Source organism: Streptomyces sp. NPDC052020, from assembly GCF_040680575.1.
In the GTDB taxonomy this organism is placed as follows: Bacteria; Actinomycetota; Actinomycetes; order Streptomycetales; family Streptomycetaceae; genus Streptomyces.
This window is the reverse complement of record NZ_JBFAWY010000009.1, coordinates 86,337-106,150: the sequence shown is the minus strand read 5'-3', so window position 1 is coordinate 106,150 and position 19,814 is coordinate 86,337. Positions and strand designations below refer to the sequence as shown.

16 protein-coding genes and 6 tRNA genes are annotated in these 19,814 nt (G+C 75.0%); 9 read left to right on the top strand and 13 right to left on the bottom strand.

Annotated elements, in window-relative coordinates; genetic code table 11:
- Positions 1 to 340: 340 nt before the first annotated feature.
- Together AB0L74_RS11965 and AB0L74_RS11960 are read right to left on the bottom strand one after the other, a co-directional pair.
- Positions 341 to 412, bottom strand: a tRNA-Val gene (locus tag AB0L74_RS11965).
- 697 nt (positions 413 to 1,109) lie between these two features.
- Positions 1,110 to 1,571: a TIGR02611 family protein gene (locus AB0L74_RS11960; RefSeq protein WP_365649168.1), complete on the bottom strand. Its 462-nt coding sequence runs from the start codon at positions 1,569 to 1,571 to the stop codon at positions 1,110 to 1,112.
- A gap of 191 nt (positions 1,572 to 1,762) precedes the next feature.
- Here AB0L74_RS11960 and AB0L74_RS11955 point away from each other — a divergent pair, with 191 nt between their 5' ends.
- A complete protein-coding gene (locus AB0L74_RS11955) occupies positions 1,763 to 2,176 on the top strand; it encodes an SsgA family sporulation/cell division regulator (RefSeq protein ID WP_004002642.1) in 414 nt (137 codons plus the stop codon).
- Positions 2,177 to 2,618: 442 nt separating this feature from the next.
- The gene (locus tag AB0L74_RS11950) at positions 2,619 to 3,179 is read left to right on the top strand and encodes a CGNR zinc finger domain-containing protein (protein ID WP_365649166.1); all 561 of its coding nucleotides are present in this window, start codon (positions 2,619 to 2,621) and stop codon (positions 3,177 to 3,179) included.
- Between the two features lie 96 nt (positions 3,180 to 3,275).
- Here AB0L74_RS11950 and AB0L74_RS11945 read toward each other — a convergent pair whose 3' ends face one another.
- Together AB0L74_RS11945 and AB0L74_RS11940 are read right to left on the bottom strand one after the other, a co-directional pair.
- Complete coding sequence (locus tag AB0L74_RS11945; protein WP_365649163.1) at positions 3,276 to 3,428, bottom strand: hypothetical protein; 153 nt, start codon at positions 3,426 to 3,428, stop codon at positions 3,276 to 3,278.
- Between the two features lie 193 nt (positions 3,429 to 3,621).
- On the bottom strand, positions 3,622 to 4,059 hold the full coding sequence (locus AB0L74_RS11940) for a hypothetical protein (RefSeq protein WP_365649160.1): 438 nt from the start codon (positions 4,057 to 4,059) through the stop codon (positions 3,622 to 3,624).
- A gap of 214 nt (positions 4,060 to 4,273) precedes the next feature.
- Between AB0L74_RS11940 and AB0L74_RS11935 the strand changes: the two genes are divergently transcribed.
- Positions 4,274 to 4,798, top strand: coding sequence for a DsbA family protein (locus AB0L74_RS11935; RefSeq protein WP_365649156.1), 525 nt, complete (start codon positions 4,274 to 4,276; stop codon positions 4,796 to 4,798).
- A 300-nt stretch (positions 4,799 to 5,098) separates the two neighbouring features.
- Here AB0L74_RS11935 and AB0L74_RS11930 read toward each other — a convergent pair whose 3' ends face one another.
- From AB0L74_RS11930 to AB0L74_RS11920, 3 genes are read right to left on the bottom strand one after another with little or no spacing between them, the layout of a single operon-like run.
- A complete protein-coding gene (locus AB0L74_RS11930) occupies positions 5,099 to 5,923 on the bottom strand; it encodes a GNAT family N-acetyltransferase (RefSeq protein ID WP_365649153.1) in 825 nt (274 codons plus the stop codon).
- 52 nt (positions 5,924 to 5,975) lie between these two features.
- Positions 5,976 to 6,797: an aminodeoxychorismate lyase gene (locus AB0L74_RS11925; RefSeq protein WP_365649150.1), complete on the bottom strand. Its 822-nt coding sequence runs from the start codon at positions 6,795 to 6,797 to the stop codon at positions 5,976 to 5,978.
- A complete protein-coding gene (locus tag AB0L74_RS11920) occupies positions 6,794 to 7,837 on the bottom strand; it encodes a chorismate-binding protein (RefSeq protein WP_365649147.1) in 1,044 nt (347 codons plus the stop codon). The genes AB0L74_RS11925 and AB0L74_RS11920 overlap by 4 nt, the downstream gene beginning before the upstream one ends.
- 178 nt (positions 7,838 to 8,015) lie before the next feature.
- On the opposite strand from AB0L74_RS11920, the gene AB0L74_RS11915 reads away from it, so the two are divergent.
- The 5 genes from AB0L74_RS11915 to AB0L74_RS11895 all read left to right on the top strand — a co-directional run bounded on the left by AB0L74_RS11915 (position 8,016) and on the right by AB0L74_RS11895 (position 8,478).
- A tRNA-Gly gene (locus AB0L74_RS11915) sits at positions 8,016 to 8,088 on the top strand.
- 37 nt (positions 8,089 to 8,125) lie between these two features.
- A tRNA-Cys gene (locus tag AB0L74_RS11910) sits at positions 8,126 to 8,199 on the top strand.
- A 1-nt stretch (position 8,200) separates the two neighbouring features.
- Positions 8,201 to 8,272, top strand: a tRNA-Val gene (locus tag AB0L74_RS11905).
- A 19-nt stretch (positions 8,273 to 8,291) separates the two neighbouring features.
- Positions 8,292 to 8,363, top strand: a tRNA-Val gene (locus AB0L74_RS11900).
- Positions 8,364 to 8,406: 43 nt separating this feature from the next.
- Positions 8,407 to 8,478, top strand: a tRNA-Val gene (locus tag AB0L74_RS11895).
- A 55-nt stretch (positions 8,479 to 8,533) separates the two neighbouring features.
- On the opposite strand, the gene AB0L74_RS11890 is transcribed toward AB0L74_RS11895, so the two are convergent.
- From AB0L74_RS11890 to AB0L74_RS11880, 3 genes are all read right to left on the bottom strand, one after another.
- A complete protein-coding gene (locus AB0L74_RS11890; RefSeq protein WP_365649144.1) occupies positions 8,534 to 8,815 on the bottom strand; it encodes a zf-TFIIB domain-containing protein in 282 nt (93 codons plus the stop codon).
- A gap of 79 nt (positions 8,816 to 8,894) precedes the next feature.
- Positions 8,895 to 9,839 carry a phosphotransferase gene (locus AB0L74_RS11885; protein ID WP_365649140.1) on the bottom strand — a complete coding sequence of 315 codons (945 nt, stop codon included), beginning with the start codon at positions 9,837 to 9,839 and terminating at the stop codon, positions 8,895 to 8,897.
- A 365-nt stretch (positions 9,840 to 10,204) separates the two neighbouring features.
- Entirely contained in the window at positions 10,205 to 10,414 is a 210-nt protein-coding gene (locus tag AB0L74_RS11880; protein ID WP_365649137.1) for a hypothetical protein, read from the bottom strand.
- A gap of 643 nt (positions 10,415 to 11,057) precedes the next feature.
- On the opposite strand from AB0L74_RS11880, the gene AB0L74_RS11875 reads away from it, so the two are divergent.
- On the top strand, positions 11,058 to 12,566 hold the full coding sequence (locus AB0L74_RS11875; RefSeq protein ID WP_365649134.1) for a protein kinase: 1,509 nt from the start codon (positions 11,058 to 11,060) through the stop codon (positions 12,564 to 12,566).
- Between the two features lie 48 nt (positions 12,567 to 12,614).
- Here the strand turns inward: AB0L74_RS11875 and AB0L74_RS11870 are convergent, their stop codons facing one another.
- From AB0L74_RS11870 to cobT, 3 genes are all read right to left on the bottom strand, one after another.
- Complete coding sequence (locus AB0L74_RS11870) at positions 12,615 to 13,433, bottom strand: RNA methyltransferase (RefSeq protein ID WP_365649131.1); 819 nt, start codon at positions 13,431 to 13,433, stop codon at positions 12,615 to 12,617.
- A 197-nt stretch (positions 13,434 to 13,630) separates the two neighbouring features.
- The gene (cobA, locus tag AB0L74_RS11865) at positions 13,631 to 14,863 is read right to left on the bottom strand and encodes a uroporphyrinogen-III C-methyltransferase (protein ID WP_365649128.1); all 1,233 of its coding nucleotides are present in this window, start codon (positions 14,861 to 14,863) and stop codon (positions 13,631 to 13,633) included.
- Positions 14,864 to 15,109: 246 nt separating this feature from the next.
- Positions 15,110 to 19,447 carry a nicotinate-nucleotide--dimethylbenzimidazole phosphoribosyltransferase gene (gene cobT, locus AB0L74_RS11860; protein ID WP_365649126.1) on the bottom strand — a complete coding sequence of 1,446 codons (4,338 nt, stop codon included), beginning with the start codon at positions 19,445 to 19,447 and terminating at the stop codon, positions 15,110 to 15,112.
- Positions 19,448 to 19,814 lie beyond the last annotated feature (367 nt).

Sequence of the window (19,814 nt, the reverse complement as noted above, 5' to 3'; positions counted from 1 at the left end):
AAGTAAGCGCTTGCTGGCACAAGGTACGGAGGGCCTCCGGGCGCGTCAATGATTCGGACAGGAATTGATGGGCGCAGCGGCCGGGCCGGCTCGCCTGCACCGGGGCGCACGGCGGCTCACGCGGCGGGAAACGCCCAGGTCGGCGTGGCGTGATCGACGGACCGAACAGTTCCGGACCCGTCGCGGCGCGGGAAGCGGAAGGTCACGGTTGGGTGAAGACGGCCGAAGCGGAACGTCCCGCGCGACTCACCGGCGTCCCGGACGCGACGGTCGACCGGACGCGCGCACACGACAAGACGGCCCGGCTCACGATCGGTGAGCCGGGCCGTCCTGGATCCGGTGGGCGATACTGGGTTCGAACCAGTGACCTCTTCGGTGTGAACGAAGCGCTCTCCCACTGAGCTAATCGCCCCGGTGCAGAAAGAACATTACCGCATGTCAGGGCGTGCCCGTGACCACGGGGCACGGATCGGCCCCGGACCATGGCCGGACGGGAGCGGCCGGAGGGGATCACGGAGGCGCGGCGACCGGTCCCGGGCGCAGGCACGCCGGAAGGCGGGGCGCCCGGCCCGCTGCCCGCCTCACGGGCGCCGGCGGGCACGCCCGGCCCGCTCCCGCCCGGGGCGCACCCGGATCAGGCCCGGCCGCCCGTGGACCCCGCTCCTGGCGCACCACGCGCCGGCCTCGCGGTCCATGGAGCCCGGCGCGGACGGCGGCGGCCCCGCAGTCCGAGATGTCGCGGCGCGGACGGTGACGGGAGGCCCCCTTCGCGCCGCGGGCGACGCCCCGCGAGGGGAAAGCCGTGGCGGGGCGGTGACAGCGGGTTCCGGGGGCTCGCACCGCGGCCGAGGAGGCCCGCCCTCCGGTCCCGCCCGGTCCGCAGCCGAGGCGGGCCTTCCGTCCGGCCCGGTCCGCGGCCAAGGCACTCCCCCCGGCACCGCCTGGCCCGGCCCGCGGCCCGGACAACCCCCGGTCCGGCCCCGCTCACATGCCCGGGCACCCTCGATCCAGCCCGCACCGCAGCCGAGGCACTCCTCCGGCACCGCCTGACCCGGCCCGTCAGCGTTCCGCCGCCCGCCCCGGCCAGAGGCGTCGGCTCCGCGCCCGGATCACTGATCCTTGATCTTCCAGGGCATCTCGAAGCCGAACTTCCAGACGTAAACGCCGACCAGAACGGCGATGATCGCCAGGCCGATCACCGTGAGGACCAGGTTCCGGCGGCGCACCTTCGGGTCGAGTGCCCGCTGTGCCGCCTCGGTCACCTTGCGCTTGGTCCAGCGGAGCACGAGCTGCGCCCAGACGAACTCGGTCGCCCAGATGGCCATGCCGCCGAAGATCACGACCCAGCCCGGCCCCGGCAACGGCAGCATGATCACGCCGGCCACCACGACCGCGAGGCCCACGATGAAGACGCCGACCTGCCAGCTCAGATGCAGCATTCGGCGCGCCTTGATGAATTGCGGCGCACGCGAGCCAAGCCCCTGCTCGTCCTGCGCCCCACTCGACTGGGTCTCGCTGGTCTCTTCCGGTGCCACGGCAACCTCGCCCGGCTGGTCACTCCCCGTATTCATACGGGGAGACCCTACCCGAGGCTAACGAGTCACCGAAATGGCCGCACCTCGACGACACCCTCTCGGCCGGATGAGTTACCTAAAGACACGCAAAACACTCAGAGGGGTTTACAACGGCACCGTAGGTGGCATGTCGATTTCGCCGACGTGCGAATCCCCGAGCGCACACTGAGCGAAAGGCCCTGGCGCTTATGAACACCACGGTCAGCTGCGAGCTGCACCTGCGCCTCGTTGTGTCGAGCGAGTCCTCCCTGCCTGTCCCCGCAGGCCTGCGGTACGACACGGCCGACCCCTACGCCGTGCACGCCACCTTCCACACCGGAGCCGAGGAAACCGTCGAGTGGGTGTTCGCCCGCGACCTCCTCGCCGAGGGGCTTCATCGCCCCACCGGTACCGGCGACGTCCGCGTCTGGCCGTCGCGCAGCCACGGCCAGGGCGTCGTGTGCATCGCCCTGAGCTCCCCGGAGGGGGAGGCACTGCTCGAGGCCCCGGCACGGGCCCTGGAGTCCTTCCTGAAGCGGACCGACGCCGCCGTGCCCCCCGGCACGGAACACCGGCATTTCGATCTCGATCAGGAGCTCTCGCACATCCTGGCCGAAAGCTAGGGCGAGGCCCCCGCGAACCCGCCCGACGCCGTCGACTCGGGGTGACGGCTCGGGCGGCCGGGACAACCGCATACCGGCACACACGGCGCCGTCGCCGCGGACCACCGCGGGGCGGCGCCGCCGCGTGCGCGCACACGGAGGGTGCGCGAGCGCGCACGCACGGCGGTCGGCGGGTCGTGGCCTCCGCGGCCGGCGCCCCCACCGGGGCGGCACCGGGCGGGGGCGGAGACGACACGGACGGACACGGACGCGGGATCACCCCGGGACGCCGAAGGCGCGGGGAAGCCGCCGCGGGCCGCCGGGAACCGCCCTCCGCCGGTCGCCGTTGTACCGGCAACGGCGGGTACGGGCCCCGACGGCACCGGTGCGGGAGCGACGGGAGCCACTACCATCGGCCAGCATCGGCGGGCGCCCGCCCGACCCCCAGGCCAGGGAGCGAAACGTGCTGATCACCCACGACACCCGGTGCGCCCTCGACACCGTGGTCGATCTGGTGAACACCGCGCCGGAGGACGAATCGACGCCGGACGGGCTGCCGGACGTCGCCGCTCTCGACGAATTCGTGCGAAAGCACCAGATCAGCGATGTCGGCGCGCTCTCCGAATTCGATCTCTCGGCCGTGCGCAAGGTCCGGGGCCGGTTCGCAGCGGTCTTCGCGGCCCCCGAGACGCGGGCCGCCGCCGGACTGATCAACGAACTGGTCGCCGCCGCCGGGACCACGCCCCGGCTCACCGACCACGACGGCTACGACTGGCATGTGCACTACTTCGCTCCCGGTGCCTCCGTCGCCGACCACCTGGCCGCCGACTGCGGCATGGCGCTGGCGTTCTTCGTGGTCGCCGGGGAACGCGAGCGGCTGCGGCGCTGCGAGGCCCCCGACTGCCGGCGCGCCTTCGTCGACCTCTCCCGCAACCGCTCCCGGCGCTACTGCGACAGCCGCACCTGCGGAAACCGCCTCCACGTGGCCGCTTACCGGGCACGGCGGAAGGAGGCGGCGGGCTGACGCCACCGGCCGCGAGGAAGGGGGCCGGATCCGCCCGCGTACGCCCTGGGGCCGCGCGGTCCCCCGGCGGGTGACGCCGGGGAGCGCGGGTACGGCTCACAGCAGCAGCAGATCGTGCAACGCGGCCGTGAGCAGCAGACAGCCGATCACCGCAAGGAAGATCATCAGCGGTGGCTGGGATAGGGCGAAGAGGCAGCCGCGCGGCTCGTCCTTCGGTGGCGCGGCGTCCCTCTGGGGGGTGTCCAGCATCTCGCCGCGATGATGGCGCAGTCCCCACATCCCGCGCGATCAACACGCGGGGAAAGAACGGGAGTCCGCTGGTTTCCGTGATCTCCGGTCAGGTTGTGATCACTTCCGGACGTGCTGATGCCCCACTGTGTCGATTCGTCCCCGCCGGCTCACGGGCGCGCCGCCCCGGTCACACGGTCCGGGCCGGTTTCGCTCATATGCCGTGCTTCTTCAGGATGGCCTCGATGTCGCTGAAGTCGTCCTCGGGCCGGGAGGCGGACGCGGGCCGGGCCGCCGGCCGGGACCCCGCTTCCAGGGAGGGCGCCGAGGCCGTGGGCGCCGCCGCTTCCCGCCGGGCGGCGGCACGGGCCTCCTTGCGCTCCTTGCGGGTGCCGCCGCGGCGGCGCTCCACCGTCCGCGTGACGGCGAACAGCAGCCAGGCGGCGCCGAGCACACCGAAGCCGGCCCAGGCCATGGGGCTGAAGGCCGTGTCGGCGAGCCAGTCGACGATGCCGGTCATCACCAGGCCGACGGGCACCAGGGAATAGACGGCGACGCGGGCGGCCGCCAGAAAGCGCCTGCGGTACGCGGTGATCGCCGCGATGCCCAGGCCGGCCGCGGACACGGCGGAGCAGACGGTCTCGGCAATCATCCGATCCTCCAGGCAGGGCTCGGTCGGGCACTCGCTCGGTCCTTCCATCCTGCACCGTCCGCACCCCGCCGGGCCATGCTTCGACCGGACATCAGGGACATCTCCGGGTCGCCTCCTCCGCAGGTGCCGGTGGTGGCCGCCGCCCGCGGCGGGCACGATCGCGACAGGTGAGGTCCGATTGGGGCGCCGGTGCGGAGGCTGGAAGACTGGGGCCATGAGCGACACCTCCCCCGACCGTCCCGCCGCGCCCGTCCTCGACGTCTGGTGCGAGCTCCAGTGCCCGGACTGCCGCACCGCGCTGGACGACCTCCGCGCCCTGCGCGCCCGCTACGGCGACCGCCTGGAGCTGCGGCTGCGGCACTTCCCGCTGGAGAAGCACAAGCACGCCTTCGCCGCCGCGCAGGCCGCCGAGGAGGCGGCGGCGCAGGGCAAGGGCTGGGCGTACGCGGAGGCCGTGCTGGCCCGGGTCGAGGAGCTGGACCGTGAGGGCGAGCCCTTCCTGGTCGAGGCGGCGCGGGAACTCGGCCTCGACGCCGAGGAGTTCGACACCGCGCTGATCGACGGCCGGCACATCCTGATCGTCGACGCCGACCAGGCCGAGGGCAAGGCGATCGGCGTGACCGGCACCCCGACGTATGTGATCGGCGGCGAGCGCCTCGACGGCGGCAAGAGCCAGGAGGGTCTGCGCGAGCGGATCGAGGAGATCGCGGACCGGCTGCTGGCCGCGCGGGAGTCCTGAGCCCGGGCCCCCTGGCGCCGCCGCCCGCGCCAGGCGTCGGCCGGGGGCCCGCCCGGAGCGGGTGGCCCCCGGCACCGCCGGCCCGCCCGCCCCGGGCACTCGCTCCGCGCCTCGCGATGCACCCCGCCGACGGGCGCCACCGGCCGAACCGCTCCTCAGCGGGCACGCGCGAAGGCACGCCCCCGTCCGTGCCCGGAACCGCTCTCCCACCCAACGGCGCACCGGCCCTCGGCCGGAACCACATGCCGCCCCACAAGGACCCACCCATACCGCCCCCGCACGGCGGAGCGCGCCCGGCCGCTACAGCAGCGTCTTGCAGTAGCTGTACTGCGTGGTCTCGTAACCGAGTGACTCATACAGGCGTTCGGCCGGCGTGTTCCCCGCGAAGACGTTGAGTCCGAGGAGACCCCGGCCCGCGGCGAGGGACTGCGCCTCCGCCAGGAGCATCAGCGACCGGCCGTGTCCCCGGCCGCGGTGGGCCGCGTCGGTCTCGACGTCGAAGACGAAGGCCCGGTCCTCGCGCAGCGCCAGCCACAGGGTGCCGACCCGTGCCCCGTCGTGCTCCAGCACGCTGAACAGCATGCCGCCGGTGCCGAGCCCCCCCGGCAGGAGCGTCTCGTGATCACGCCGTGCCTTGGCGCGGGCGGCGGCCTCGGGGATGCCCCGCTCCATCCAGGTCCGCGCGTAGCGTTCGGTCTCGTGCGCCTGCCACGCGTCGAACTCGGCCGGCGTCATGGGCCGCGCGCGGCTGCCCGCCGGCAGGTCCGGCGGCGTACCGCCGAGCCGCTTGGTCACGGTGCGGCCGCGCGGGACGTATCCGAGCGCTCGCGCCAGCCGCCGCGCCGCCTCGGCGGTCGCGGGCACGGCCGCCTCGATCTGACGGCAGCCCCAGCCCCGTGCCACCTCCTCCGCGGCGAGCGCGGCCACCGTGGCCCGGCCGCGTCCGCGGTCGGGTTCGTCGATGCGCAGGTCCAGGATCCGGGCCACCGAATCGCCCAGGGCGGGAGAGGTGCCCAGGTGTATCGCGCCGACGGGACGGCTGTTCACGCACACCTGATAGCGGCGTGAACGCGTCCCGTCGGCCGCGCGCTGAAGCGGCTCCACCGGCCGCAGGGTCGTGGTCATCGGGGGTGTTCTACCCGGCTCGGCGCCGGGAACAGCCCGATGTCCGCGGCCGTCACGGGTCGAGGTCGTCCGCGGACCGCTCCTCGAAGACGCGCATGGCCTTGGCGGTCACCGGTCCGGGGGTGCCGGGCAGTTCGCGGTCGTCGACCCGGTGCACGGCCTGGACGTCGCGCAGCGTGGAGGTGAGGAAGACCTCGTCGGCCTGCTCCAGCACCTCCAGCGGGAGGTCGGTCTCCCGGGCGCCGGTCCACTCGACGGCCAGGGCCCGGGTGACGCCGGCGAGGCAGCCGGAGGCGAGCGGCGGGGTGTGGATCTCGCCGTCGAGGACGACGAAGACGTTCGACCCCGTCCCCTCGCACAGCCGCCCCACCGTGTTGCCGAACAGGGCCTCCGACGCGCCGCGCGCGTGGGCGCGGGCGAGGGCGACGACGTTCTCCGCGTACGACGTCGTCTTCAGGCCGGCCAGCGCGCTGCGCTCGTTGCGGGTCCACGGGACAGTGATCACGGCCGTGGAGTCGGGGCGGCGGGCGGTCTCGCCGAGCGCGACCACGAGGGTCGGGCCCTGGTCGCCGCGGTCGGAGCCGAGCGGGCCGTGGCCGCCGGTGTAGGTGATGCGCAGCCGGCCGAGCGGCATCGGGTTGGCCTCCAGGACGGCGGCGCAGGCGCGCCGGACCTCGTCGAGATCCGGATCGGGCAGTCCGAGGCCCCGCGCCGACCGGGTCAGCCGGTCCAGGTGCCGGGTGAGCGCGAACGGACGGCCGCCCACGGCCTTCACCGTCTCGAAGATGCCGTCGCCCACGGTCAGGCCGTGGTCGAAGACGGAGACGCGGGCGGACTCGAGGTCCTGTAGCCCGCCGTCGAGCCAGATCTTCACTTCAGGGTCCCTTCACTCACCTCGTACGCCCCCGACGCTACCGTGAGCAGCCGGGACGCCTTCAGCTCGGTCTCCCGCCACTCCCCTTCGGGGTCGGACCCCCAGGTGATGCCGGCGCCGGTGCCGAAGCGCAGCAGCCCCTCGTCCCGGTCGATCCAGAAGGTGCGGATGCCGACGGCGAGCTCGCCGACGCCCCGGTCCGCGTCGACCCAGCCGATGCCACCGCAGTACGGGCCCCGGGGTGCCGTCTCCAGCGCCTCGATGATCCTCAGGGCGCTCTCCTTGGGGGCCCCGGTCACGGAGCCGGGCGGGAAGGCGGCGCCGAGCAGTTCCGGCCAGCCGGCGCCGGCCCGCAGCTCACCGCGCACCGTCGAGACGAGATGGACGAGCCCGGGGTGTTTCTCGACGACACACAGGTCGGGCACGGTCACACTGCCGGTGGCGCAGACCCGCCCGATGTCGTTGCGGACGAGGTCCACGATCATCACGTTCTCGGCGTAGTCCTTCTCCAGCAGGTCCGCCTCGGTGCGGCCGGTGCCCTTGATGGGGCCCGACTCCACGACCCGCCCGTCACGGCGCAGGAAGAGCTCGGGGGAGGCGGTGGCCGTCTCGACGCCGTGCTCCGGGAGGCGAATCGTTCCCGCGTACGGCGCCGGGTTGCCGCGCGCCAGCACGGCCGTCAGGGCGTCCACGTCGGCGTCGGGCCCGACGGGCGCGGACAGCACCCGGCAGAGGTTCGCCTGGTAGACCTCGCCGGCCGCTATGTGCGCGCGGATGCGCCGGACGGCGGCCGTGTACGCGGAGCGGTCGAGGGAGGACGTCCAGTCGTCGACGGCCGGCCCCCGCCACCGGCCCGGCACGGGGACGGGCACCGGCTCCCGCCGTACGTCGCCGAAGCGGGCGCAGGTCAGACGCCCCTCGAAGTCCGCGCACACGGCCCAGAAACCGCCGGAGTCGAGGGCCGCGGGATCACTCGTGACGTCCAGGAGGCCGGTGGCGACACGGTCGCCGAAACGGGCGAGGGGAGGCAGCTCGAGCACGTGGCCGAGTCTATGACCGGCGGCCTGAGAATGGCGCGAACATGTCCATCTCGGCGCCCCGGCCACGCCCGCGAGCAGCGGCACCGCAGCACGCTGCGCAAACGCGTTTTTGCCCTGGCCGGGGAATCCGCTAAAGTTCAACACGTCGCCGGGACGCGGAAGCGGACCGAAACGACAAGCGGACGTAGCTCAGTTGGTAGAGCGCAACCTTGCCAAGGTTGAGGTCGCGAGTTCGAGCCTCGTCGTCCGCTCGAAGGAAGAGGGGTCCTCCCGGTCCCCTACACTCCTGGTGGAGTGGCCGAGAGGCGAGGCAACGGCCTGCAAAGCCGTCTACACGGGTTCAAATCCCGTCTCCACCTCCAAGGACGATTAGCTCAGCGGGAGAGCGCTTCCCTGACACGGAAGAGGTCACTGGTTCAATCCCAGTATCGTCCACTGGATCTTCGGATCCCCCGCGCGATTAGCTCAGCGGGAGAGCGCTTCCCTGACACGGAAGAGGTCACTGGTTCAATCCCAGTATCGCGCACGCAGCACACCTCATGATCACCTCATGTGATGATGAGCCCCGAGGACGATTAGCTCAGCGGGAGAGCGCTTCCCTGACACGGAAGAGGTCACTGGTTCAATCCCAGTATCGTCCACACACCGAAGCCCCCGGCCGTCTCGCACGGCCGGGGGCTTCTTCGTCCCGCGCTCTCAGGAAGAGAAGAGCATGTGCCCGAAGCTCCGGTGGCGGTGATGACCGTGGCCGCCGTGCGGGGCGCCCCAGGCGGGAGCCGCCGGCGGGACCGGAGGGGCCGGGTAGGCGTGCGGGGCGGGCGGAGGCGGGGCGGGCTGGGCCCACTGGGATTCCAGGCGGGTCAGCGCCTCCAGCTCGCCGTAGTCCAGGAAGATGCCCCGGCAACTGCTGCACTGCTCTATCTGGACACCGTTGCGGTTGTAGGTGTGCATCGGTCCATGGCACTTCGGACACTGCATGGTGGCTCAACTCCTCGCTGGTCGGTCCCGCTTCACGTGTCGTCCGGACAGACTCCGTCCGGCCGCGGTCGGTTGCACCCTACGTCGCGCCGCTCGCGCTCAAGTCCGGGGGGAGGGCGGCCATCCGCGCGCAGGCGTCGACGAGTGCCCGTTCCACCTCGTCCAGGGGCCGCTCCTCGGCCACCGCCTTGGTGACGGCCCGGGCGGCGGTCTGCACGGTCAGCGCCCGGGCCGGGACGTCCAGGGCGGGCCAGGGGTCGCCGTCCGGCGGGACGGCGGGACCGGCCGCGGACCGGTAGGCGGCCAGGAAGCGGGCCCACTGCTCGGGCGGGAGCACTCCGCAGGCGTACCAGGCCGCCGGGCGCGCCAGATCCCACGCCGGGACCCCCAGCCCGAGATCGTCGACGTCGATGAGCAGCCAGGGCCCGTCCGGGGCGGGGTGGCGCACGAGCTGCCCCAGGTGGAGGTCGCCGTGGCAGACGACGGCGGTCTCCGGCGGCGGAGCCTCGCCGCGTGCCCAGGCCGGCAGCCCGGACCAGGCACGCAGCACCGGGCCGGTGCCGGGGTGCGCGGCGGCGGCCCGGAGGCGGGCGACGGCGTGCGCCGCCTTGACCGGGCCGCGCATCGGGGGCAGCGGACGACCGGACAGGGGGCTGCGGTGGAGGCGGGCGAGGAGGGCGGCCGCGGCCTCCCAGGGGGCGGCGTCGGGGTCGGCCGGATCGACGGGCGTGCCGTACGGCCAGAAGGTCACGAGCCGGCCGTGCAGGGCGGCCGGCTCCGGCCGGAGCGGGGGCAGGAGGATGCCGGGCAGACGGGCGGCGACGCCGAGCCGTGCCGCCAGGGCGACCGGGTCGGTGCCCGGGGCGTGCGCCTTGGCGACGGCACCGGCGTGCCGGACGACGGTGGCGTCGGGGCGGTCGGCGAGCGCCACGGTCGCCCCGCAGGGGCAGCCCGGGCCGCGGTCATGGGCGGCGGCGGTCGCCCGTGCGGCGAGGGCGGGCAGGAGCGGGGACGACGTGGTCACGGGGTGAGGGTACGGGGGTTTCGCCGGCGGCCGGCGCCGAGGATGACGGCGGGAGGGGGCCCACGCTGTCCGGCGCCCGGGGAAGCCCTCGGGGGACGCGGCCCGGCGCCGACCGGACGCCGCACGGGTCTTGTACGCCCCGAACCCCCGACGCAAGACCGTAAGGACGTGGGCACCGTGGGCCCCGCAGGCACGACCGCGCACCCCACCGATCCCGCCCCGGCCCCGGCCCCCGGAAAGAGCAATGCCGGCGCAGCTCCCCAGCTGCGCCGGCATCTGTGCCGTCCGCCGCACCCCCGTCCCCACGGGGTTTCATGGATGGGATGTCCCCGCCCGGACCGCTCTTCCGGGCCTGGGGTCGCCGCTCAGCGCCCCAGCATCGCACCCACGGACGACGCCTGTGCGGCCACTGTCTCCCACCCGTCGAAGACGAGAAGGAGCAGGGCCGCCAGGGGAAGGGCCATCACGGTCGCCACCAGCGGGTGGCGACGGCCCTGGCGGCGGGGACGGAACACGGCGGCGTACGCCCTGCGCCCCTCCTCGCGGATCAGCGTCCGCGGTGCCGTATGGGCCATGGTCCCTCTCCTGACCGTGCTCGGTTGTCCTTGGCAGCGGCGGACGTCGGACCTCGGGGGACGAGTACTGCGCCCGCCGCTTGACCTCAAATCTAGGTGTCCGGCACGCACCGGACGTCATGCCCTCGTACCGATTGCCGGGCCTCCCGGAGGATGAGCCATGACCTGCGGCGTACTCCCCTGGGTGGAGACGCGGGAGAATACTTCCGGGTCTTCCCGGAAGGGGCGCCCGCTGTGCCCCGGTTTCTCCGCGCCGCTCCTGGCCGCGCCACGCCGTCCCGCCGTTCGAAGGCCACGCACGACACTCCACCGGGTGACTTCGGTCACTCCCAGCGGACCTCCGCTCGTCACCGCTCCCGCCCGCCGCCCGGCCCCGCCCGCCGCGGCCCCGCCCGCTCGCCGCGCGCCGCCGGCGGCCCCGGCCGTCTCGCCCCGGCCACCCTTCCCGGGGCCAATCCGCCTGCGGCGGCGGCCGGTTGGGCACGCGCCCGGACCGCGGGTGCCGCCGGCGCCCGCTCCCTGACCCTCTCTCAATTGTCGCGCCCGCCACCGTCAATCAGTCGGCGCGGGAGGGCGCGGCCTCTGCGCGCGGGCGGGCGTGGAAACGTAAGCTGTGGCTCGTCACAGGGACCGGGCAGCGGGGATGAACATGGCGATGATGCGCCTGAGGCGCGAGGACCCGCGCGTCGTCGGCTCGTTCAGGCTTCACAGACGGCTCGGCGCGGGTGGGATGGGCGTGGTCTACCTGGGCTCCGACAAGAAGGGGCAGCGGGTCGCGCTGAAGGTCATCCGGCCGGACCTGGCCGAGGACCAGGAGTTCCGCTCGCGGTTCGCACGTGAGGTCTCGGCGGCGCGGCGGATCCGGGGTGGCTGCACCGCACGCCTGGTGGCGGCCGACCTGGAGGCGGACCGGCCGTGGTTCGCCACGCAGTACGTACCCGGGCCCTCGCTGCACGACAAGGTCGTCGACGAGGGCCCGCTCGGCGCGGCGGACGTCGCCGCCGTCGGCGCCGCCCTGTCCGAGGGGCTGGTCGCGGTGCACGAGGCCGGGGTCGTGCACCGGGACCTGAAGCCGTCGAACATCCTGCTGTCCCCGAAAGGCCCCCGGATCATCGACTTCGGCATCGCCTGGGCGACGGGGGCCTCGACGCTCACGCACGTCGGCACGGCGGTCGGCTCCCCCGGGTTCCTCGCCCCGGAGCAGGTGCGCGGAGCGGCCGTCACACCGGCCACGGACGTGTTCTCGCTCGGGGCCACGCTCGCGTACGCGTCGATGGGCGACTCGCCCTTCGGGCACGGCAGTTCCGAGGTGATGCTGTACCGCGTGGTGCACGAGGAACCGCAGTTGCACGGGGTTCCGGACGCCCTCGCCCCCCTCATCCGGGCGTGCCTGGCGAAGGATCCCGGGGAGCGGCCGAGCACGCTCCAGCTGTCGCTGAGGCTGAAGGAGATCGCGGCCCGCGAGGCCCAGGGTCTCGCCGACGTACGGCCGCCCGCCCCGCGCACCGGTGAGGCGGACCGGCCCACCGGACGGCTCGCCGGCAGCTACCCCGAGCGGACGCAACGGCGCCCCCAGGACCGGCCGAGCGCACCGGGCGCGCAGGGCGCTCCCGTGCCCCGGGGCGCCTCCGGTGCCCGGGGCGCCACCCCGGCCCGGGGCACCGCCGCCCCGCGAGGCGGCAGCGCCTCACGGGGCGGTGACCCCGCGCGCGGCGGTACGGGACCGCGGCCCGAGCGGTCCGGCTCCCGCCCCAGGTCCGCACCCGCCTCCCGCAACGCCACGGGCCGGAACACCGGGAGGGACAACGCGAGGAACACCGGCCGGAACACGACGCGTTCCGGCGGCGGCAGGCCGGCCCCGCGCACCGGCGGCGGTCGCCCGGCACCCCGTGGCACGGGGACGGGCCTGCGTCCCGCCAACCCGCGCCTGCTGCGCCAGCGGCTGTTCGTGTTCGTGGTCGTGACGCTGCTGGTGGCCCTCGGTATCGCGGCGGCGCAGGGCTGTCAGGGGCCGGCGCGCGGGCTCGGCGGGGACCGGCAGGACGTACCTCGGCAGCAGGAGCTCGTACGCCCCGGCCACGCCCCGCCGGGCGACGACCGTACGCCGGAAGCCGCCGCGGCCGGCGCCCGTGCGGACGGACTGACGGACTGACGGACCGGGAGCCCTCCGTGACAGGCCAAGTGGCTCCCGGCCCCCCGCTCAGGCCCCGGGGCGCCCCGTGGCGACCGCGTAGAAGGCGACCGCTGCCGCCGCGCCCACGTTCAGCGAGTCGACCCCGTGGGCCATGGGGATGCGGACCCACTCGTCGGCGGCGGCCAGCGCACGGCGCGACAGTCCCTCGCCCTCGGCGCCGAGCATGAGGGCGACGCGGTCCATCCGGTGCGGAGCGGCCTCGTCGAGCGCCGTGGCCTGCTCGTCGGGGGTGAGGGCCAGCAGCGTGAAGCCCGCCTCGCGGATCGTCTCAAGGCTCCGGGGCCAGGGATCGAGGCGCGCGTACGGCACGGAGAACACCGCGCCCATCGAGACCTTGACGCTGCGCCGGTACAAGGGGTCCGCGCAGTCCGGGGAGAGCAGGACCGCGTCCATGCCGAGGGCGGCGGCGGAACGGAAGATCGCCCCGATGTTGGTGTGGTCGTTGACCGCTTCCATCACGACGACACGGCGGGCCGTCGCCACCAGCCCGGCCGCCTCCGGCAGCGGCCTGCGCTGCATGGAGGCAAGTGCCCCGCGGTGCACGTGGTAGCCGGTGACCCGCTCGGCGAGTCCGGGATCGACCACGTACACCGGGGCGGGGCTCGCGTCGATGACGTCCCGCATGACGTCGACCCACTTGGCCGACAGCAGCATCGACCGCATCGCGTAGCCCGCGTCCCGGGCCCGCCGGATGACCTTCTCGCCCTCGGCGATGAACAGGCCCTCGGCGGGTTCGCGCCGGCGGCGCAGTTCGACGTCGGTCAGGCCCGTGTAGTCGCTCAGACGCGGGTCGGCGGGGTCCTCGACGGTGATCAGTTCGGCCACGGGGTGGTACTGCCTTGTCCTCGGTCGTCGGTCCTCGGTTCTTGCCGGACCTGGTGGTTCCTGTCGTCCTCACCGGACGGTGTCGTCGCCCCCCGCGGCCCGCTCCGGTCCTGCCGTCCGGCCGGTCCCGCCGGCGTCACGGGACCGGTGGGTGGGGCCGGTCCGCCGGTCCTCCGGTTACGCCTTTCCATGCCGGTTTACACCGGTCCCTGCGGGCCCACGCGGACGACGTCCCCGACGACGATGACCGCGGGCGGCTTGACCTCCTGCGCGCGGACCGTCTCGGCGACCGTCGCGAGGGTCGCGTCGACGCGGCGCTGGGCGGCCGTCGTGCCTTCCTGGACGAGGGCGACGGGGGTGTCCGGGGACTTGCCGTGCGCGACGAGCGTCTCGGCGATCCTGCCGATCTTGTCGACGCCCATGAGGATCACCAGCGTCCCGGTCAGCTTGGCCAGCGACGGCCAATCGACGAGCGACCGCTCGTCGTCGGGCGCCACATGCCCGCTGACCACGGTGAACTCATGGGCGATCCCCCGGTGGGTGACGGGAATGCCGGCCGCGCCCGGAACCGAGATGGAGCTGGAGATCCCGGGGACGACCGTGCAGGGGATGCCCGCTTCGGCCAGCGCCTGCGCCTCCTCCATGCCCCGGCCGAAGACGAAGGGGTCGCCGCCCTTGAGCCGGACGACCGACTTGCCCTGCTTGGCGTGCTCGATCAGCGCGTTGTTGATGGCCTCCTGGGCCATGAAACGGCCGTACGGGATCTTCGCGGCGTCGATCACCTCGACGTGCGGGGGCAATTCGGCGAGCAGGTCGCGCGGGCCGAGACGGTCCGCGATGACGACGTCGGCCTCGGCCAGGAGGCGGCGGCCGCGCACGGTGATCAGGTCCGGGTCGCCGGGGCCGCCGCCGACCAGGGCGACGCCCGCGGTGCGGGTGCGGTGGTGCGGGGCGACCAGGGTGCCGTCGCGCAGGCCCTCCACGACGGCGTCCCGGATGGCGGCGGTGTGGCGGGGGTCGCGGCCGCGGGCGTCCGTGGTGAGGACGGCGACGGTGACACCCTCGCTGTGGCCCGTCGCCGGGGTCCAGGCGGTGGCCGCGTCGGCGTCGTCGGAGCGGACGCACCACACGCGGTGGCGCTCGGCCTCGGTGGAGGCGGCCTCGTTGGCCCGCCGGTCGCTGGTGGCGATGAGGGCGTACCAGGCGTCCGCGAGGTCTCCGTCCTCGTACGGGCGCTTTCGCCAGGTGATCTCGCCCGCGTCCGCCATGGCCTCGACGGACGGGGTGGCCCGCGGGGAGACGAGGACGATGTCCGCGCCCGCCGCGATGAGGGCCGGCAGGCGGCGCTGGGCCACCTGGCCGCCGCCGAGGACGACCACGCGGCGGCCGGTGAGGCGGAGACCTACGGGGTAGGCGGGGTGTTCGGCCATGGCGGTGCGGCTCCTGTTGTACGGCGGTGCGGGGGCCTGGGGTGGTGGTGCGGCGGGTACCGGTGTGCGCCGGCACCGGCCTGCGCTGGTTCCGACGCGCGATTTTAAGGCGCGGGTGAGCGGGGCGGGCCGGGTGTCCGGTGGGTGGGCGCGGTGACCGGGAGGCGGCGCGGCGGGAGGTCCGCCCGGGGGCCGGGCGGGGGGCCCGCCCGGGCCGGGGACGGCGGCCGTGGCCGCCGTCCCCGCCTACTTCTCCGTCACGCCCGCCGCATCGAACGTCGCGACCTCGTGCATCGCCCGGGCGGTGCTCTGCACCATCGGCAGGGCCAGCAGGGCGCCCGTGCCCTCCCCGAGCCGCAGGTCGAGGTCGACCAGGGGGCGCAGGCCCAGCTTGTTCAGGGCCGCCACATGGCCGGGCTCGGCGCTGCGGTGGCCCGCGATGCACGCGGCCAGCACCTCGGGTGCGATGGCGCGGGCGACCAGCGCGGCGGCACCGGCGCTGACGCCGTCCAGGATCACCGGCGTACGCAGGGAGGCCCCGCCGAGGAGCAGGCCGACCATGGCGGCGTGCTCCAGGCCGCCGATCGCCGCGAGGACGCCGATGGGGTCGGCCGGGTCCGGCTGGTGGAGCTCGATCGCCCGGCGGACGACCTCGGTCTTGCGGGCCAGCGTCTCATCGTTGATCCCGGTGCCGCGGCCGGTGACCTCGGCCGGGTCGGCACCCGTGAAGACGGAGATCAGGGCGGCGGACGCCGTGGTGTTGGCGATGCCCATCTCACCGGTGAGCAGCGCCCTGTTGCCGGCGGCCACCAGGTCGCGGGCGGTCTCGATGCCCACCTCGATGGCCCGCTTGGCCTCCTCGCGGGTCATCGCGGGGCCGGTGGTCATGTCGGCCGTGCCCGCGCGGACCTTGCGGGGCAGCAGTCCGGGCGTGGCGGGCAGGTCGGCCGCCACGCCCACGTCGACCACGCACACCTCGGCGCCGACCTGGGTGGCGAAGGCGTTGCAGACCGCTCCGCCGCCGAGGAAGTTGGCCACCATCTGGGCCGTGACCTCCTGCGGCCAGGGGGTGACGCCCTGGGCGTGCACGCCGTGGTCGCCGGCGAAGACGGCGACGGCCGCGGGCTCCGGGATCGGCGGCGGGCACTGCCGGGACAGGCCGCACAGCTGCGCGGAGATGATCTCCAGCATGCCGAGTGCCCCGGCCGGCTTGGTCATGCGCTTCTGTCGCTCCCATGCCTCGCCGAGCGCCTTGGCGTCCAGCGGCCGGATCTGTGCGACGGTCTCGGCAAGCAGGTCGTGGGGCTCCTCCCCGGGCAGGGCGCGGCGGCCGTAGGTCTCTTCGTGCACGACCCAGGACAGCGGGCGGCGCTTGGACCAGCCCGCCTGCATCAGCTCGGGCTCGTCAGGGAATGCGTCGACATAGCCGACGCACAGATAGGCGATGACTTCGAGGTGCTCGGGCAGGCCGAGGGTGCGGACCATCTCCCGCTCGTCGAAGAAGCTGACCCAGCCGACGCCGAGGCCCTCCGCGCGGGCGGCGAGCCAGAGGTTCTCGACCGCGAGCGCGGCGGAGTACGGCGCCATCTGCGGCTGTGTGTGGCGGCCCAGGGTGTGGCGGCCGCCGCGGGTGGGGTCGGCGGTGACGACGATGTTCACCGGGGTGTCGAGGATGGCCTCGATCTTCAGTTCCTTGAACTGCTTGGCCCGGCCCTTGGGCAGCGACTTGGCGTACGCCTCGCGCTGGCGCGCGGCCAGCTCGTGCATCGCGCGCCGGGTCTCGGCGGAGCGGATGACGACGAAGTCCCAGGGCTGGGAGTGGCCGACGGAGGGGGCGGTGTGCGCCGCCTCCAGGACCCGGAGCAGCACCTCGTGCGGGATGGGGTCGCCGCGGAAGCCGTTGCGGATGTCACGGCGCTCCCGCATGACCTTCAGGACGGCTTCGCGTTCGACGTCGTCGTAGGCGGGCGCGGCCGGGCCGGTGGACTGTCGTGCTTCCGCCACTGCGGCCGTGCTCACTTCGCTGTCTTCCTGGTCTTCCTGGTCGGCGGCCCGGGTGTCCAGGTCGTCCGCGTTCTGTACGAGTTCGGGGTCGGCCTCGCGCGGGGCGGGGACCGCGGCGGCGGGGACCGGCGGCTGCTGCCCGGCCGGCGCCTGGCCGTCGGCCGGGACGAACCCGGTGGCCGGCTGCTCCGGGTGCGGCGGCAGACCGGTGGGCGCCGGCGCGGGTGCCGGGGTCCCGCCGTCCGCCGGGGCGGACGCCTGGCCGGGGACGGCGGCGGGGACGGCGGTCTCCTCCGGGGCTTCTCCCGGTGCCGCGGCGAGGGGCGCCTGCCCGTCCGCGGGGGGCTGCGGCGCCGGGGCGGGCGGGAACGACTGCGGGCCCTGCGCGGGCGGCGCGTGCCACTCCTCAGGGGCGGGCGGAACCTGCCGGTCCTGCGGCGCGCCCGCTTCCTGGCCGGTCCGGGCCGCGCCCCCGTGGCCGCCCGCCTCCTGCCCGCCGTACTCGTGCGGGCCGTGCGGGCCGTTCTCGTGCCCGGCGGCGGCAGCGGCGGCCGGCTCGGCCGGAACCGCCGCGGACGGCGCGGGCTCGGGGCCTTCGGCGCCGGAACCGGGCGCCTCGGGCAGCGGGGCGTCCTGAGGCTCGACGCCGAACGGTGGCTGCGCGGGGCTCTCGGCGGCAGGGATCCCTTCGACGGTACCGGGGGCCTGAGCCGGCGCGGGGCCCTGGACGGCTTCGGGAGCCTGCGCGGACTCCGCGGCCGGGTCGGCTCCGGAAACCTCGGCGGCCTCGGGAGCCTGAGCGTCACCCTCCACGGCCTCGCCGGCCTCGGAGACGGGGGCGGCCTCGGCCCCCTGGGCTGCCTCGGAAACGGGGGCGGCCTCGGCGACCGGAGCGGTGGGAACGGTGCCTTCCGCCGTCTCGACGGCCTCGGGAGCCCAAGCCCCTTCCGGCGCCCGAGCCTCTTCCGGCGCCTGAGTCTCCTCCGGTACCTGAGCCCCCTCCGGCATCCGGGCCGCTTCCGCGGCTCCAGCCGATTCCGGTGCCGGGACGGCGTCCGCGGCCCCGGCGGCCGGATACGGCTCGCCCGTGCCGGGCACGCCGCCGCTCTCCGGGCCCTCCCGCACGGCGTCGGGCGCGGGCGTCCCGACGGCCTGAGCGTCCGCCGGCGCGGCCGCCTCGGAGGGCGGCACGGCTCCCGGCGCGGCACCGTCGCGGGCCACGGCCACGACGTCCACGGGGGCGTCATCGGCCTGGTCTCCGGCCGGAACATCCTCAGACGCGGCCCCGGGCTCCCGCACGGCTGCCGGGCCCTGGGGGGCCTGGACGTCCTGGACGCTCTGGGCGAGCTGCCCGATTCCACCGTCCTGCGCGGTTTCCAAGCTCTCGGCGGCGTCCGCGACGGCCGCCTCGCCACCGGTGGCAGCGGCGGACTCCTGCGGGGCCTGGGCGACCAGCGCGGCGACGGCGGGCTCCGCGGCCTCGGGCGCGCCTCCCTGCCCGTCATCGGCGGCGGGCGCGTCCGGGCCGGCTTCCTGGCTGCCCGTCACACCCTCCTCCTGCGGCACCTGTCCGGCTTCCGTGAGCGGCACGGCGGCGGCGTCCGGTCCCACGGCCCCGGCCGCGACGGCCCCGGCCCCGGCCCCGACGGGCTCACCGGCCACGGCACTGCCGGCGGGCTCGGCCGCCTGCGTGTCCTCGGCGACAGCGGCGTCGACCGGATCGGCGGGTCCGGCGGAGTCAGCGCCCTCCCCGCTCGCGCCGCCGTCGGCGTCCGCGGTCTCCCCGGACACGTCGTCCCCGGCGTACGCCGGCTGCCCGTCGGCGTCGCCGCCGCCGTCCACGGCCACCGGTTCCCCGGTGCCCTCGGTGCCCGGCACGGGCGCGTCCGCCGTCTGGGCAGGCCGCCCGGCCTGTGCCAGGGGACCGGCCTCGGCCGGCTGCGTCTGAGCGGCCCCGTCGGCCCGCGCGAACGGCGCCGGCGCGGGCCGGCCCGCGGACGCAACGGCCGCCTCGGTCGCCAGGCGTGCCACGACGGCCTCGGCCGCGCCGGCCGGCTCGGGAGCGGGGGCGTGCGCCGGAACAACCGTTTCGGCAGCCGGTGCCCCGGAGCCCGCCGGGACCTGCGGACCCCAGGGCGCCGCCGTACGCGGCGCGTCCTGGGGCTCGGGGTGGCCGCCCGCGGGCGCGGGCTGCCGTACCGGCGCGTCCGCGGGGCCGCGGTCGGCGAGGGAGCGGACCGGGCTGGCGGAGGTGTCGGGAATCGGCGGGCCGAGGTGCAGGGGGCGGCGCGGCGCGGCGGGGGCCGGGGGCCGGACGGCGCTGAGGTCGACCGAGCCGCTGTCGCGGCCGGACATCTCGTGCGGGCCAGGCTCGTGCACGGCCTCGACGACCGGCTCCGGCGCGGGCGGCGGGACCTCGTTGCCCCAGGCACCCTGGGCGCCCGGCAGCAACAGGTCCTCGTCCTCGGCGGTGGTCTCGGAGAGGTAGGCGTACGCGTCGGGCGCGGGAACGCCCGGCTGCTCCACCGTGCCTGCGTTCTCCGGCAGCCCCTCGCCCGGGATCTGGCCGGTGTCGGTCATGCGTACCCCTCGCCCATCGGTTCCTGCTTCCACGGCCGGCTCACCCGGAACGGCGCAGCGACCGCCCCGCAGTGAAGAACGAGCGTGCGTGCCCAGCGGCACGAACGACCCGCCGGAAAAGACGACAAAGCCACTGAGTGGCATTGTCGCGGTCGTTCCTCCGTCACGACAGCGTGATCCGCGACAGCCCGCTGTGGACTGCGCCACGTTGCGCGCGTCCTCCGGTTGTGCCGTACCACACCCCGCCCAAGACGAGCACGTTTTCGGGACATCGGCCGACGAATGTTCGGGTGTCCCGGTGCGGTACAACGATCGGCCAGCCTACCGCGCGCGGTACGACAACAGGATCACGGGGCGCGGTCCGGCA

What these genes read in the sequence shown, in the direction of transcription:
- cobT (WP_365649126.1), bottom strand. Translation starts at nt 19,447, where the DNA reads ATGACCGACACCGGCCAGATCCCGGGCGAGGGGCTGCCGGAGAACGCA.
- AB0L74_RS11875 (WP_365649134.1), top strand. Translation starts at nt 11,058, where the DNA reads ATGAACATGGCGATGATGCGCCTGAGGCGCGAGGACCCGCGCGTCGTC.
- AB0L74_RS11960 (WP_365649168.1), bottom strand. Translation starts at nt 1,571, where the DNA reads ATGAATACGGGGAGTGACCAGCCGGGCGAGGTTGCCGTGGCACCGGAA.
- AB0L74_RS11890 (WP_365649144.1), bottom strand. Translation starts at nt 8,815, where the DNA reads ATGCAGTGTCCGAAGTGCCATGGACCGATGCACACCTACAACCGCAAC.
- AB0L74_RS11940 (WP_365649160.1), bottom strand. Translation starts at nt 4,059, where the DNA reads ATGATTGCCGAGACCGTCTGCTCCGCCGTGTCCGCGGCCGGCCTGGGC.
- AB0L74_RS11935 (WP_365649156.1), top strand. Translation starts at nt 4,274, where the DNA reads ATGAGCGACACCTCCCCCGACCGTCCCGCCGCGCCCGTCCTCGACGTC.
- cobA (WP_365649128.1), bottom strand. Translation starts at nt 14,863, where the DNA reads ATGGCCGAACACCCCGCCTACCCCGTAGGTCTCCGCCTCACCGGCCGC.
- AB0L74_RS11955 (WP_004002642.1), top strand. Translation starts at nt 1,763, where the DNA reads ATGAACACCACGGTCAGCTGCGAGCTGCACCTGCGCCTCGTTGTGTCG.
- AB0L74_RS11880 (WP_365649137.1), bottom strand. Translation starts at nt 10,414, where the DNA reads ATGGCCCATACGGCACCGCGGACGCTGATCCGCGAGGAGGGGCGCAGG.
- AB0L74_RS11945 (WP_365649163.1), bottom strand. Translation starts at nt 3,428, where the DNA reads ATGCTGGACACCCCCCAGAGGGACGCCGCGCCACCGAAGGACGAGCCG.
- AB0L74_RS11930 (WP_365649153.1), bottom strand. Translation starts at nt 5,923, where the DNA reads ATGACCACGACCCTGCGGCCGGTGGAGCCGCTTCAGCGCGCGGCCGAC.